Genomic DNA, 13,652 nt, shown 5'->3' with positions numbered 1-13,652 from the left:
GTCCTGGGGGCCATGGGGTACGTGCCGCACGGGGTGCCGCACATCAGTCGACCGGCCAGGTGTGGACCGGGGCGTTGAGATGCATGTAGTCCATGTACTGCCGGGTCATGCGCCGCAGGGCCTCGTGCCGGCCGACGTGCGTGGAGTCGTCGATGTGGTGGAACATCTCCTTCTGCCAGACGGCGCCGTTGCGCCCCGTGACGCACCGCTGCTCGATGACGCCGAGCAGCGGTTCCCGCCAGGCCGCGTCCATGCCGGACAGCTCCAGTCCCCGGTGCGCCAGCGGCAGCAGGCGCCGCAGCACGAGCTCGGGCACGGGCGCCTCGCCCACGCCGGGCCAGTACAGCCGTGCCTCGATGCCGTGCCGGGCCGCGGTGTGCAGGTTGTCCTCGGCGACGGAGAACGACATCTGTGACCACACCGGCCGGTCCTCCTCCACCAGGGCGCGGGTGAGCCCGTAGTAGAAGGCGCCGTTGGCGAGGGTGTCGGCGACGGTCGGCCCGGCGGGCAGGACCCGGTTCTCCACCCGGACGTGCGGTTTGTCGTGGGCGACGGCGTAGACCGGGCGGTTCCAGCGGTAGATGGTGCCGTTGTGGAGGGTCAGTTCGCCCAGCTCGGGAATGTCACCGCGGTCCAGCGTCTCCACGGGGTTCTGCTCGTCGCACAGGGGCAGCAGCGCGGGGAAGTAGCGCAGGTTCTCCTCGAACAGGTCGAAGACGCTGTTGATCCACCGCTCGCCGAACCACACCCGCGGCCGCACACCCTGTGCTTTGATCTCCTGCGGCCGGGTGTCGGTGGCCTGCTCGAACAGCGGGATGCGGCTCTCGTGCCACAGCTCCTTGCCGAGCAGGAACGGCGCGTTCGCGGCGAGCGCCACCTGCACCCCGGCGATCGCCTGCGCCGCGTTCCAGTAGTCGGCGAACTCCTCGGGGGACACCTGGAGGTGGAACTGGGTGCTGGTGCACGCGGCCTCCGGAGTGATCGTGTCCGCGTAGGTCCGCAGCCGGTCGACGCCGTCCACCTCGATGTGGAGGTCCTCGCCGCGCGCCGCGAACACCTGGTCGTTGAGCATCCGGTAGCGCGGGTTCTCCGACAGCGCGGCCTCGCCGACGTCCGACTGCCGCAGCGTGGGCAGGACGCCGATCATGATCAGATGCGCGCCGACGGACTTCGCCCGGTCCTCCGCGTGGTTCAGGGCGCCGCGGATCTCCGTCTCCCAGGAGTCGGGGCCGCCCGCCGTCAGCCGGCGGGGCGGGATGTTGATCTCCAGGTTGAACCGGCCCAGCTCGGTGGACCAGGCGGGATCCGCGATGGCCTCCAGCGCGTCGCTGTTGCGCATCGCCGGCTCGGCCTCGTCGTCGACCAGGTTCAGTTCGATCTCCAGCCCCACCTGGGGCCGCTCGGTCTCGAACCGCGACTCGCGCAGCATCTGCGCGAAGGCCTCCAGGCACTCCTGCATCTTGATCCGGTACCGACGGCGGTCCTCACGGGTGAAGACCAGCGCCGGGACGTCCCGTCCCATCGGCTCTCCCGGTTCCCTTCCTCGGACGCCTCTCCACCCCAGCGTCGCACCGAGGGGCGTGCCTCACCACGCGGGGCGGGGAAAGGGACGGCGCCCGCCGCACGGTGTGCGGCGGGCGCCGTGTCCGGCGGGCCCGCGCCCGGCCGGTGCGGGCTCAGAGCTTGCCCGACTCCCGTACCGTGATGGTCGCGGAGGTACGGCCCGACGGGGAGGAACCGTAGCCCTCGATCCTGTCCACCACGTCCGTGCCCTCGACGACCTTGCCGAAGACGACGTGCTTGCCGTCCAGCCAGGGGGTGGGAACGGTGGTGATGAAGAACTGCGAGCCGTTGGTGTTCGGACCCGCGTTCGCCATCGAGAGCAGGTACGGGCCGGTGTGCTTCAGCTGGAAGTTCTCGTCCGCGAACTTCTCGCCGTAGATGCTCTTGCCGCCGGTGCCGTTGCCCTCGGTGAAGTCACCGCCCTGGAGCATGAACTGCGGGATCACACGGTGGAACGGGGAACCCTTGTAGCCGAAGCCGTGCTCGCCGGTCGCCAGCTCGATGAAGTTCTTGGCGGTCTTGGGCGTGACGTCCTCGAAGAGCTCGAAGACGATGCGGCCCGCGTCCTTGCCGTCGATGTCGATGTCGAAGAAAACCTTGGAATTGCTCATCCCACCATTGTGACGGGTGTGGTCCGCGGAACGGTAACCGGCCGTCCCCTCATCGGGTGGCGAGGAGCTGCAACGTGTCGATCACGCGGTTCGAGAAGCCCCACTCGTTGTCGTACCAGGCGACCACCTTGACGTGCCGGCCGTCGACCCGGGTGAGTTCCGCGTCGAAGACCGAGGAGGCGGGGTTGCCGGTGATGTCCGACGACACCAGCGGGTCCTCCGAGTACTCGAGGACGCCGGCCAGCGGGCCCTCGGCCGCGGTGCGGTAGGCCGTCAGCACGTCCTCGCGCGTCACCTCGCGGGAGACGGTGGTGTTGAGTTCGACGATCGACCCGACCGGGACCGGCACGCGGATCGAGTCGCCCGAGAGCCTGCCGTCGAGGTTCGGCAGCACCAGACCGATCGCCTTGGCGGCGCCCGTCGTGGTCGGCACGATGTTGACGGCGGCGGCACGGGCGCGGCGGGCGTCGCGGTGCGGGCCGTCCTGGAGGTTCTGCTCCTGCGTGTAGGCGTGCACCGTCGTCATGAAGCCGTGCTCGATGCCGGCCAGCTCGTCCAGCACCGCGGCCAGCGGCGCGAGCGCGTTGGTCGTGCACGAGGCGTTCGAGACGACGGTGTGCACGTCCGGGTCGTAGGCGCCGGTGTTGACCCCGTAGGCGAGCGTCACGTCGGCGCCGTCCGACGGCGCGCTGACGAGCACCTTCCGGGCGCCCGCGTCCAGGTGCGCGCGGGCGGCCTTGGCCGACGTGAAGCGGCCGGTCGCCTCCAGCACGATGTCGACGTCCAGCTCGGCCCACGGCAGCCGCGCCGGCTCCCGCTCGGCGAGCACCCTGATCCGGCGGCCGTCGACGACCAGGGCGTCCCCGTCGGCGGTCACCGGGCGGCCCAGCCGGCCGGCCGTGGTGTCGTAGGCGAGCAGCCGCGCCAGCGTGGCGGGCTCCGTGAGGTCGTTGACGGCGACGACCTCCAGGTCGCTGCCGCGTTCCAGCAGGGCGCGCAGCACATTGCGTCCGATGCGGCCGAATCCGTTGATGGCGATGCGAGTCATGTGAGTGTCCCTTCCTCTCGCCCCCAGGCTGGCGCGGGACGGACGGCCCGGACAGCGGCGCGATCGCCACGGTTCGAAAGGATCCCGCCAGGCCGGACGAGGACGTCACTCGCCCTGGGCGAAGGTCCGCCGGTACTGGGTCGGGGTGGTGCCGAGGATGCGCTGGAAGTGCAGCCGCAGATTCGTGGCGGTGCCGAGACCGACGTCGCCGGCGATCTGCTCGACGCTGCGCTGCGACCGTTCCAGCAGCTCGCGCGCCATGTCGAGGCGGGCACGCATGACCCACTGCATCGGGGTGTACCCCGTGTCCTCGACGAAGCGCCGCGACAGGGTGCGCGGCGACACCGCCGCGTGCCGGGCGAGCGTCTCCAGGGTGAGGGGCTCGCCCAGCCGGTGCAGCGCCCACTCGCGGGTGGCGGCGAACCGCTCGCCGAGCGGCTCGGGCACGCTGCGCGGTACGTACTGCGCCTGGCCCCCGCTGCGGTAGGGCGCCGCGACCAGGCGCCGGGCCGCGTGGTTCGACGCGGCCACCCCGAGGTCGCCCCGCAGGATGTGCAGGCACAGGTCGATGCCGGAGGCGGCGCCCGCCGACGTGAGCACCCGGCCCTCGTCGACGAACAGCACGTTCTCGTCGACCTGGACGCGCGGGTGCCTCGCCGCCAGCGCCCGCGTGTAGTGCCAGTGCGTCGTGGCCCGCCTGCCGTCGAGCAGGCCCGTGGCGGCGAGCGCGAAGGCGCCGGTGGAGATGGCCGCGAGCCGCGCGCCCCCGTCGTGGGCGGCGACCAGCGCGTCGACCACCGCCGGCGGCGGGTCCTCGCGGTCCGGGAACCGGTAGCCCGGCAGGAAGACGACGTCGGCCCACGCGAGCGCGTCGAGACCGTGGGCGACGTGGTACGACAGACCGTCGCCGCCGGTCACGAGCCCGGGCGCCGCGCCGCACACCCGCACCTCGTACGGCATGCTGGCGCGGGTCGTGAACACCTGCGCGGGAATGCCGACGTCGAGCGGCTTGGCCCCCTCGAGGACGAGGACGGCGACACGACGCAGACGGGGGGCTGGCACGGGGACAGGGTATGCGGGGCGCGGGCCGCGCCCCGGACCGGCGTGCACCTGGCAGGCCCACGGCCGGGCGTCTCGGGGTACGGGTCGCCCGGCGCGCGCACCGCCGTGTGCGGGGCCCCGGCCGGCGCGCCGCCGCCCGTGTGCGGCTCCTCGTCCACGCCCCGGGCGGCCTCGGCGCCGATGGCGTCCACGAGGTGCGGGAAGCCCGCCGTCCGGAGGGCGCCGACGGTGTGGACGGCCTCGTCGGCGGGTTCCGGGGATCAGTCCAGGCCGAGGACGTCCATGGTGTGCTCGGCCATGCGGCGCTCCCCGAGGGCGTTGGGATGGACGGGGACGAGGCTGTGGCCGAACAGCAGCGGCTCGATCCAGCGGGTGCCGGCGGCCCGGCACGCGTCGTGTCCCTCCGAGACCCGCGAGAAGTCGACGTAGGTGACGCCGGTGTCCTCGGCGGCGCGTCGCACGACCTGGTTGAGGTGCGCCTGGATGCCCCGCAGATAAGGCACGTCTCCGGTGGCGATCGGCAGCTTCAGGAAGCAGGACGGATCGGCGGTGGCCGGCATGATCCACGGGTAGCCCAGGACCGCCACGCGCGCGTCGGGGGCCTTCGCGCGGACACTGCGCAGGGCCTCCTTGAGGGCGGGATACGTGTTCGCCTCGATCTGGTCGTCGAAGGACGTGCCGTGCTTGTCCTTGCAGGGGCTGCCCTTGCCGCCGCTGAGCAGGCCCGCGGTGCCGCAGGCCGTCACCGCGTTGATGAACGTGCCGTTGTCGTTGCCGCCGATGGTCAGCGTCACCAGGTCCGTGTCCGCGCCGAGCGCGTCCACCTGGGGGGCGACTCCCGGGTACTGGGCCTGTGTGAAGTGCTTCGTCTCGGCGGCGCCGCACGTCACGTCGTCGAGGCGGGCGCCCGTCCGGGAGGCGATGACGTGCGGGTAGTTCGCCGTGGATCGCAGACACAGCAGGTTCGTCGGGTCCACGGGCAGGACGCCGGAGCCGGCGCTGTAGCTGTCGCCGAGGGCGACGTAGTCGAGGGACGGTGCGGTGTCGGCGGCGGCGGCGGTGACACAGAGGGCCAGCGTGCCGACCGCGGCAACGGTCGCGGACATGACACGGCGCACGGCATGCTTCGGCATGTGCTCTCTCTTCTCGGGAAGCGGGCACGGGAAAGCGGGCACGGGGGCGCCCGCGCAGGCGTGCTGATCAGTGCGAGTGCGGCGGCTCGAGCGGGGAACGGGGCGACGGTCCTGTCATGGGCGAGAACGCGCACGGCGGTGACCGCGGAGCACCGAACGCGAGTTACCGATCGGTTCTACCGTTAGGTAATGTGCCCGCGGCCCCGGCAGCGCGTCAACGTTGGCGACTGAACTTCTTACGATGGGCGCCCTGCGCCCGCCGATCCCCGCCCTGTCCCGTCCGCCCCCGGAGCCGCCCCCGTGACCCCGACCGAGAGCGATCTGACCGACGCCGTGCACCGCGCGGCCCGCGCCGCCTTCACCGAACTGTTCCGGGAACACCCCGGTCACCGGTTCTATTACTGCACCCTGGTCACCCCCGGCGAGGCGTACGGGCCGACCCTGTCCGCCTGGTCCGAGCAGGCCCTCGCCGAACAGGCGGCGCGTCACGGCTGCCCGCCCCTCGACCTCAAGTGGTCCTACGCCGACTCCCCGTTCTGCTGCTACGGAGAGCGGCATCTCGAGCCGGTGCGCGCCCTCTTCGAGGCCCGCGGCGAACTGGCCGACCTGCCCGACGGCGAGGACGACGCGGAGTTCGGCCTGAGGCTGCGCGCGATGGAGACGGCCATGGCGCGACTGGACGCGGAAGGACTCTTCGGCACGGGCGCGGACCGCCACCGCGTCGTCGTCACCGTCGAGGTCGTCCCGCCGGACACGGGCAACGACGAGAGGGCGCTGCGGCTCAACCCGCCCGAGGCGCTCGCCGACTGGCTGGAGGAGGCGGCCGTGCTCGACGGCGCCTGACAGGCCCCGGGGAGGACCCGAGCTGTTCTAAAGTGGCTTCCACCAGTGCAGACGACTGCGGATCAGTGAGGTAGCCACCAACCATGCCGACCGAAACGTTTGAGTTCCAGGTAGAGGCGCGTCAGCTCCTGCAGTTGATGATCCACTCGGTCTACTCGAACAAGGACGTCTTCCTGCGCGAGCTCGTCTCCAACGCCTCCGACGCGCTGGACAAGCTGCGCCTGGCCGCCCTGCGGGACGACACCCTCGACGTCGACGTCACCGACCTGCACATCGAGCTCGACATCGACAAGGACGCCCGCACCCTCACCGTGCGGGACAACGGCATCGGGATGTCGTACGACGAGGTCACACGGCTCATCGGCACCATCGCCAACTCGGGCACGGCCGCGTTCCTCAAGGAGCTGCGCGAGTCCCAGGACGGCGACGGGACCGACGGGCTCATCGGACAGTTCGGCGTCGGCTTCTACTCGGGCTTCATGGTGGCCGACGAGGTCACCCTCGTGACCCGCCGCGCCGGCGAGACTCGGGGCACGCGCTGGTCGTCGCGCGGCGAGGGCACGTACACCCTGGAGACGGTCGACGAGGCGCCGCAGGGAACTGCCGTCACCCTCCACCTCAAGCCGGCGGACACCGAGAACCAGCTCCACGACTACACCTCCACCTGGAAGGTGAAGGAGATCGTCAAGCGGTACTCGGACTTCATCACCTGGCCCATCCGTCTCGTCGGGGGGACCGGTGACGACGGCGAGGCCGAGACCCTCAACTCGATGAAGGCCCTGTGGGCGCGCCCGCGCGACGAGGTGTCCGACGACGAGTACCACGAGCTGTACAAGCACCTCAGCCACGACTGGCGCGAGCCGCTGGAGACGGTCCGGCTCCAGGCGGAGGGCACCTTCGAGTACCAGGCCCTGCTCTTCGTCCCCTCCCACGCCCCGCACGACCTGTTCACCCAGGGCCACCGGCGCGGTGTGCAGCTCTACGTGAAGCGCGTCTTCATCATGGACGACTGCGAGGAACTCCTCCCGCCGTACCTGCGCTTCGTCAAGGGCGTCGTCGACGCGCAGGACCTCTCGCTCAACGTCTCGCGCGAGATCCTCCAGCAGGACCGCCACATCCGCATGATCCAGCGCCGCCTGACCAAGAAGGTCCTGTCGACGGTGAAGGACATGATGACGTCCGCGCCGGACCGCTACGCCACGCTGTGGCGGGAGTTCGGCGCCGTCCTCAAGGAAGGACTCGTCACCGACTCCGAGAACCGCGACGCGATCCTCGCCGTCTCCTCGTTCGCCACCACGCACGACGCCGAGGAGCCGACCACGCTCAAGCAGTACGTGGAACGGATGAAGGACGGGCAGGACGCCGTCTACTACATGACGGGCGAGTCCCGGCAGGCCATGGAGGCCTCCCCGCACATGGAGGCCTTCCGGGCCAAGGGCGTCGAGGTCCTGCTGCTCACCGACCCCGTGGACGAGGTGTGGGTCGACGCGGTGGGGGAGTACGAGGGCAAGCGGCTGCGGTCGGTCGCCAAGGGCGAGATCGACCTCGACGGCGACCAGGACGGACAGACCGGCGCCGAGCGGGAACAGCAGGGCGAGGAGTACGCCGGGCTGCTCGGCTGGATGACGGAGCACCTGGGCGAGGACGTCAAGGAGGTCCGCCTCTCCTCCCGCCTCACGGTCTCCCCGGCCTGCGTCGTCTCCGACGCCGACGACCTCACGCCCGCGCTGGAGAACATGTACCGGGCGATGGGCCAGGAGGTCCCCCGGGCCAAGCGCATCCTCGAACTCAACCCGGAGCACCAGCTGGTGAAGGCCCTGAACCGGGCCTACACCGAGCGCGAGGACCGCACGGAGGTCTCCGAGACCGCCGAACTCCTCCACACCCTCGCGGTACTCGCCGAGGGCGGCCGGCCCCAGGAGCCGGCCCGGTTCGTCAAGCTCGTGGCGGACCGCCTGGAGCGCACCCTGTAGGCCCGCCGCCCGCGTGCGTCGGCCGGGTCCCGGTGCCGTCGCCACGGGGCCGCCGTACGGGGACGAGCCGCGCATCGCCGAGGCGGGCGGTGCGCGGCCCGCCGGTCCGGGCTGAGAGGGTGAGGGCATGCGTCTGTACGAAGAACGTCTCGGCGTCCCGAGAGCCGCGTTCTGGCTCGCCGCCCTGTTGAGTGTGATGGCCGCCGTCGTCCTGCTGCCCTTCGGGGCCGTGGCCGCCGTCACCGGACTGGTGGTCGTGGCGGCCCTCGTCGCCCTGGGGCTGCACGCCTACGGCGCCGCCGCCATCGTGGTGACGGACCGCCACCTGACGGCCGGCTCGATCCGGGTCCCCCTCACCGCCCTCGGCATGGCGGAGATCCTCGACGCCGAGGAGGCGTTCCTCTGGCGCACCCGACGGGCCGACGTACGCGCGAAGATGCTGCTGCGCAGCCATGTCCCGACGGCCCTGCGCATCGAGATCGACGATCCGGACTGCCCCGCCCCCTACCTCTACCTCTCCACCCGCCGGCCGACCACCCTCTTCGCCGTGCTGTCCTTCGCCCGCCGCTGACCGGAGCCGCCCGCGCCGGTGGGGTCCGCAGGGGGACGGGGAACCGCCGGGGCGGCCGCTCAGGGGATCTCCACCCAGTCGAGCGTGCGTTCCACCGCTTTCCTCCAGCCGGCGTAGCCCTCCGCGCGCTGCTCGTCGGTCCACCGGGGCTCCCACCGCCTGGACTCGTGCCAGTGCGTGCGCAGTTCGTCGGTGTCCCGCCAGAACCCCGTGGCCAGCCCCGCCGCGTAGGCGGCGCCCAGCGCGGTGGTCTCGGCGACGACGGGGCGGCTGACCGGGACGCCCAGGACGTCGGACTGGATCTGCATGCAGAGGTCGTTGGCGGTCACGCCGCCGTCGACCTTGAGCACGTCGAGGTGGACCCCGGAGTCCTGCTCCATGGCCTCCACGACGTCGCGGCTCTGGTAGCAGATGGACTCCAGGGTGGCCCGTGCCAGGTGCGCGTTGTCGTTGTACCGGGCGAGGCCGACGATCGCCCCGCGGGCGTCGGAGCGCCAGTACGGTGCGAAGAGGCCGGAGAAGGCGGGGACGAAGTACATGCCGCCGTTGTCGTCGACGGTGCGGGCGAGGTCCTCGCTCTCGGCGGCGCTGCTGATGATCTTCATCTGGTCGCGCAGCCACTGCACGGCGGAGCCGGTCACCGCGATGGAGCCCTCCAGCGCGTACACGACGGGCTCGTCGCCGAACCGGTAGGCCACCGTGGTGAGCAGGCCGTGCTGGGAACGGACCAGCTCCGTCCCGGTGTTGAGCACCAGGAAGTTGCCGGTGCCGTAGGTGTTCTTGGCCTCACCGGGACGGAAGCACACCTGCCCGACCGTGGCCGCCTGCTGGTCGCCCAGGACCCCGCCGATCGGCAGGGCGGTACGCAGCGGCCGGGTCGTCCGCGTCACCCCGTACGCCGTCGGGTGCGAGGAGGCGTTGATGGCCGGCAGCATCGCCCGGGGGACGCCGAAGAAGCCCAGCAGCTCGTCGTCCCAGTCGAGCGTCTCCAGGTTCATCAGCATGGTGCGGCTGGCGTTGGTCACGTCGGTGGCGTGGATGCCGCCGTCGGGACCGCCCGTCAGGTTCCACAGGACCCACGCGTCGGTGTTGCCGAAGAGCGCGTGGCCCCGTTCCGCCGCTTCGCGCACGCCGTCGACGTTCTCCAGGATCCACTGGATCTTGCCGCCGGAGAAGTACGTCGCCGGGGGCAGGCCGGCCTTGCGCCGGATGACGTCGCCCCTGCCCGAGCGCTCCAGGTTCGCCGCGATCGCGTCGGTGCGCGTGTCCTGCCACACGATGGCGTTGTAGTAGGGGCGGCCGTTGCGGGGGTCCCAGACCACCGTGGTCTCGCGCTGGTTGGTGATGCCGATCGCGTGCAGATCGGTCGCCGACAGGCCGCCGTAGCGCAGGGCGTTCTGCATCACCGAGTTGGTGCGCTCCCAGATCTCCACCGGGTCGTGCTCCACCCACCCGGAACGCGGGAGGATCTGGGCGTGTTCCAGCTGGTGCTTCGCCACCTCGTTGCCGCCGTGGTCGAAGATCATGAACCGGGTGCTGGTGGTCCCCTGGTCCACCGCGCCGATGAAGTCCGCCATGATTCGCTGCCTCTCCAGCCGGTGTGGTCAGTCCGCGGACGCCGGGACGCGCCCCGGGGGCTCGGGTTCGGCGGTCGGCAGGAAGCGGCCGATGAGGACCTTGTACAGGCCCGCGCCGAGCACGCCGCCGATCAGCGGGCCGACGATCGGCACCCAGAAGTAGAAGTTCCCGTACTGATCCCGCCAGGCTCCGCCGTACCCGGTGATGAAACTGGCCAGCCGGGGACCGAAGTCGCGGGCCGGGTTGATGGCGTAGCCCGCGTTGGTGCCGAAGGCCATGCCGATCGCGACCACGACCAGGCCGATGATGAACGGGGCCAGGTTCGCGCCCGGCGGATTGTTCAGCAGGTCGGTCAGCGCCATGATCAGCAGCAGCAGGATCGCGGTGCCGATGACCTGGTCGCGGAACGCGCCCCACTCGTGGACCGGGAGAGCGGTGTTGCCGTTGGCGGGCAGGGTCGAGAACACGAACTGCGTCTTGATGGTGTGTCCCGGGTCCGCCTTCGCCAGGGCTTCGGTGTAGTTCCAGCGGACCAGCAGGGCGGCCACGAAGGCGCCGGCCGTCTGGGCCAGCACGTAGGGCACCACCTTGCGCCACGAGAACCCCTTGAACACGGCGAGGGCCACGGTCACCGCTGGGTTGAGGTGGGCGCCGCTGAGCCGCGCCGCCACGTAGACGCCCAGGGTGACGCCGAGCCCCCACGCCCAGGAGATGCTGTCGTGGTCCCCGAGACCGCCTTCCGGGTCCGTGAGGGCCCCGCCCGCGACGACCTGGGCGACCACGCCGCAGCCGAAGAGGATGAGGATCATCGTGCCGGCGAATTCGGCCGACAGTTCACCGATCAGAGAAGACCGTTTGCTCCGCTCAGCCATGACAGCTCGCCTTCCGCCGGCTGGGCCGGCCGTCGATCACCCGAGCGACGTCTGCCACGCTAGGGCCGGCCGCGGACGGGCGCACGTCCGGCACAGCGGCGGCACGGGCCGCGGACGGCGAACCCCGCCCCGTCGTACCGCGCTTCGGGGCGGACGCGGCGCGGCCGGGCGGGGTGACAAAGGTTCACGCACACTGCTCCATACGTGTTTCCGGCATCGTCCGGTGATCGGGGGCAACCTTGTGGGGCTCTGGTGAGTCTCCTGTTCGATCACACCGTGATCTGACTCACGAGGAGACCATCATCAGCGCCATACGCAAGACCCTGACCGCCACCGCCGTCGTCGGTGCCGTCCTCGCGGGCTCGGCCGCCTGCGGAACGGTGGAGCAGCTCTCCGCTGGCCAGAAGCTGGACCGGGCCTTCGACAAGCTCGGCAAGGAGAAGTCGATCTCCTTCGAGCTGGACCTGGACACCGACGCCAAGACGCTGAAGGCACTGGACGCGAAGTCCGACCCCGAGCCCGGCGACGAGATCCCGGACGAGGTCGCCGAGCTGCTGAGCGGCGTGAAGGTATCGGTCACCGTGGAGTCGAAGAAGCCGCTCGAGGAGTCCGGCGAGGAGGACTTCGCCGGTATGGCCATGAAGGTCAGCAGCCCGGACGGCGACCTCGTCGAGTACCGGGTCGTCGGCGACTACGTCTACCTCCGCTCCGATGTCGAGACCCTCGGCAAGGCGATGGGCAGCCCCATGCCGTCCGTCGAGGACCTGCCCCCGGAGGCCGGGGGCCTCAAGGACGCCCTCGAGGGCAAGTGGGTGAAGTTCAGCACCAAGGAGATGGAGGACCTCGCCGGCGAGGGTGAGGAGGGCGGGGACGCTCCCGCGCCCGAGCCGACCCTCGACGCCAAGACGCAGAAGAAGCTCATGAAGGCGCTGCGCGGAGTCGTCGCCCGTGAGGTGGAGCTGAAGACGTCCGACGGCGAGGACGGCGCCGAGCACGTCACCGCCACGGCCCCCTTCCGCACGCTGATCACCGAGCTGCTGGGCGAGATCCGTCCGCTGGCGAAGGACCTGCCGCCGGGCATGGACCTGCCGACGGACAAGGACCTGAAGGACGCGCCCGACACCGAGGTGACGGCGGACTTCACGCTCAAGAACGGCGAGCTGACCGAGGTGGACATCGACCTCGCCAAGCTGGCGGAGGACGCCGACGTCAAGAAGCTGGGCCTGACCCTGCGGATCAGCGACGGCACCCGCCCCACCGCCCCGGCCGGCGCCGGCGAGCTGGACCTGGGGGAGCTCATGGGGGGCTTCTTCGCCGCTCCGGGGGCGATGGACGACGGGGAGTTCGCCGAGAGCGGCCTCGCCGACCCGGACTTCCCGGAGGACGAGTTCTGACCGTGCCGGGCACCTCCGGAGCGGACGCCGCACCCGTACGGTGAGCGGCCGCAGGGGTGCGGCTCGTCCGCCCGGAGGTCTCCGCGCCGATCACGGACCCGGTCGGACGACGTCGTGGGCCAGGTGCGCAGCGGTCGATGTCGCGGTCACGCCCCGCCGCACCGGGGGGGCGGCCCGGAGGCCGGGTCCGTCCGGGGACGGGTGCCGGCCGACCGGGGCGCGGCCGAGGCCGAGCGCCCGGCGGCCGGGGGCGGCTGGAGCCGTCGGCGTCCGCGGGCCCGGTTCTGGATCGGTCCCACTCCCGAGCGTGCGGCCCGGCTCCTCCGCCACGGCCACGCGGCCCACCGTCCCGCCGCCGGGCCCAGTGCCGCACGGGCGGCCGCGGAGGCGGGCCACGTCGGCCGGTCCCGTCTCCACCGAGGACCACGGCCTCCACCGGGGTGACGCCCACGGCCCTCGCCCCGGCGGCGGTGCCGCGCACCCCGCCGAGGCGGGCCGGAAGCGGATCACCGGGTCACGGTGACCCGCTGCTCCTTGAGGACCGTGCAGTTGGAGCCGGTCACCTGGACGGAGACGCCGCCGATGCTGCCGCCCCAGTCGACGCAGTGGCCCTTGCCGTAGGCGCGGACCGGGCCCGCGTACGACGTGTACCTCCCGTAGTCCCCGTCACCCTGGTCGGTGTCGGGGACGTACAGGTGCGCGGACATGTCCACGGCCGTGCCCGTGGCGCTGCGGATGGTCACGACGCAGTTGTTGCCGTTGGCGGAGTTGTAGGTCAGGTAGACGGTCCCCCTGGAGCCGATGGGCGCGGAGTTGACGGTCTTGTAGCCGCTGCCGCAGACGGTCTGCGGGGTGACGCTCGCGGCGGCGGAGGCGGGTGCGGCCAGGGCGGTGGCGCCCCCGACGGACACCGCCACCAGTGCGGCTGCGGCCAGCTTGGAACGGGCTGAGATCATTTTTCCCCCTTGTGCGGTTCGGGAGCCGGTCGGTGCTCCTGTCTGGTG

The 13,652-nt window shown here is 71.5% G+C and carries 12 protein-coding genes; 4 read left to right on the top strand and 8 right to left on the bottom strand.

Features of this window, described 5'->3' with window-relative positions; translation table 11 throughout:
- Positions 1-43 precede the first annotated feature (43 nt).
- From ACZ4V6_RS27085 to ACZ4V6_RS27065, 5 genes are all read right to left on the bottom strand, one after another.
- Entirely contained in the window at positions 44-1,522 is a 1,479-nt protein-coding gene (locus tag ACZ4V6_RS27085) for a glutamate-cysteine ligase family protein (RefSeq protein ID WP_467832308.1), read from the bottom strand.
- A 154-nt stretch (positions 1,523-1,676) separates the two neighbouring features.
- Entirely contained in the window at positions 1,677-2,174 is a 498-nt protein-coding gene (locus ACZ4V6_RS27080; protein WP_467832306.1) for a peptidylprolyl isomerase, read from the bottom strand.
- A gap of 49 nt (positions 2,175-2,223) precedes the next feature.
- Positions 2,224-3,222 (bottom strand): type I glyceraldehyde-3-phosphate dehydrogenase, encoded by a 999-nt coding sequence (gene gap, locus ACZ4V6_RS27075; RefSeq protein WP_467832303.1) that lies wholly within the window; start codon positions 3,220-3,222, stop codon positions 2,224-2,226.
- Positions 3,223-3,327: 105 nt separating this feature from the next.
- Positions 3,328-4,284 (bottom strand): GlxA family transcriptional regulator, encoded by a 957-nt coding sequence (locus ACZ4V6_RS27070; RefSeq protein WP_467832300.1) that lies wholly within the window; start codon positions 4,282-4,284, stop codon positions 3,328-3,330.
- Positions 4,285-4,544: 260 nt separating this feature from the next.
- Positions 4,545-5,417 (bottom strand): SGNH/GDSL hydrolase family protein, encoded by an 873-nt coding sequence (locus ACZ4V6_RS27065; protein WP_467832298.1) that lies wholly within the window; start codon positions 5,415-5,417, stop codon positions 4,545-4,547.
- Between the two features lie 300 nt (positions 5,418-5,717).
- Between ACZ4V6_RS27065 and ACZ4V6_RS27060 the strand changes: the two genes are divergently transcribed.
- From ACZ4V6_RS27060 to ACZ4V6_RS27050, 3 genes are all read left to right on the top strand, one after another.
- The gene (locus ACZ4V6_RS27060) at positions 5,718-6,260 is read left to right on the top strand and encodes a DUF4303 domain-containing protein (protein WP_467832296.1); all 543 of its coding nucleotides are present in this window, start codon (positions 5,718-5,720) and stop codon (positions 6,258-6,260) included.
- 83 nt (positions 6,261-6,343) lie between these two features.
- The gene (htpG, locus tag ACZ4V6_RS27055) at positions 6,344-8,233 is read left to right on the top strand and encodes a molecular chaperone HtpG (protein WP_467832293.1); all 1,890 of its coding nucleotides are present in this window, start codon (positions 6,344-6,346) and stop codon (positions 8,231-8,233) included.
- A gap of 127 nt (positions 8,234-8,360) precedes the next feature.
- Positions 8,361-8,804, top strand: a complete 444-nt coding sequence (locus ACZ4V6_RS27050) for a DUF3093 domain-containing protein (protein ID WP_467832290.1) — start codon at positions 8,361-8,363, stop codon at positions 8,802-8,804.
- A gap of 59 nt (positions 8,805-8,863) precedes the next feature.
- Here the strand turns inward: ACZ4V6_RS27050 and glpK are convergent, their stop codons facing one another.
- A complete protein-coding gene (gene glpK, locus ACZ4V6_RS27045; RefSeq protein ID WP_467832287.1) occupies positions 8,864-10,381 on the bottom strand; it encodes a glycerol kinase GlpK in 1,518 nt (505 codons plus the stop codon).
- A 27-nt stretch (positions 10,382-10,408) separates the two neighbouring features.
- On the bottom strand, positions 10,409-11,254 hold the full coding sequence (locus tag ACZ4V6_RS27040) for an MIP/aquaporin family protein (protein ID WP_467832286.1): 846 nt from the start codon (positions 11,252-11,254) through the stop codon (positions 10,409-10,411).
- Between the two features lie 380 nt (positions 11,255-11,634).
- On the opposite strand from ACZ4V6_RS27040, the gene ACZ4V6_RS27035 reads away from it, so the two are divergent.
- Positions 11,635-12,648 carry a hypothetical protein gene (locus ACZ4V6_RS27035; RefSeq protein ID WP_467832475.1) on the top strand — a complete coding sequence of 338 codons (1,014 nt, stop codon included), beginning with the start codon at positions 11,635-11,637 and terminating at the stop codon, positions 12,646-12,648.
- Positions 12,649-13,154: 506 nt separating this feature from the next.
- Here the strand turns inward: ACZ4V6_RS27035 and ACZ4V6_RS27030 are convergent.
- Positions 13,155-13,604 (bottom strand): spore-associated protein, encoded by a 450-nt coding sequence (locus tag ACZ4V6_RS27030; RefSeq protein ID WP_467832283.1) that lies wholly within the window; start codon positions 13,602-13,604, stop codon positions 13,155-13,157.
- Positions 13,605-13,652: the final 48 nt, after the last annotated feature.

Source organism: Streptomyces sp. NPDC029152 (assembly GCF_055564355.1).
The sequence above is the reverse complement of the archived record's forward strand: the minus strand, read 5'-3'. Positions and strand labels throughout refer to the sequence as shown.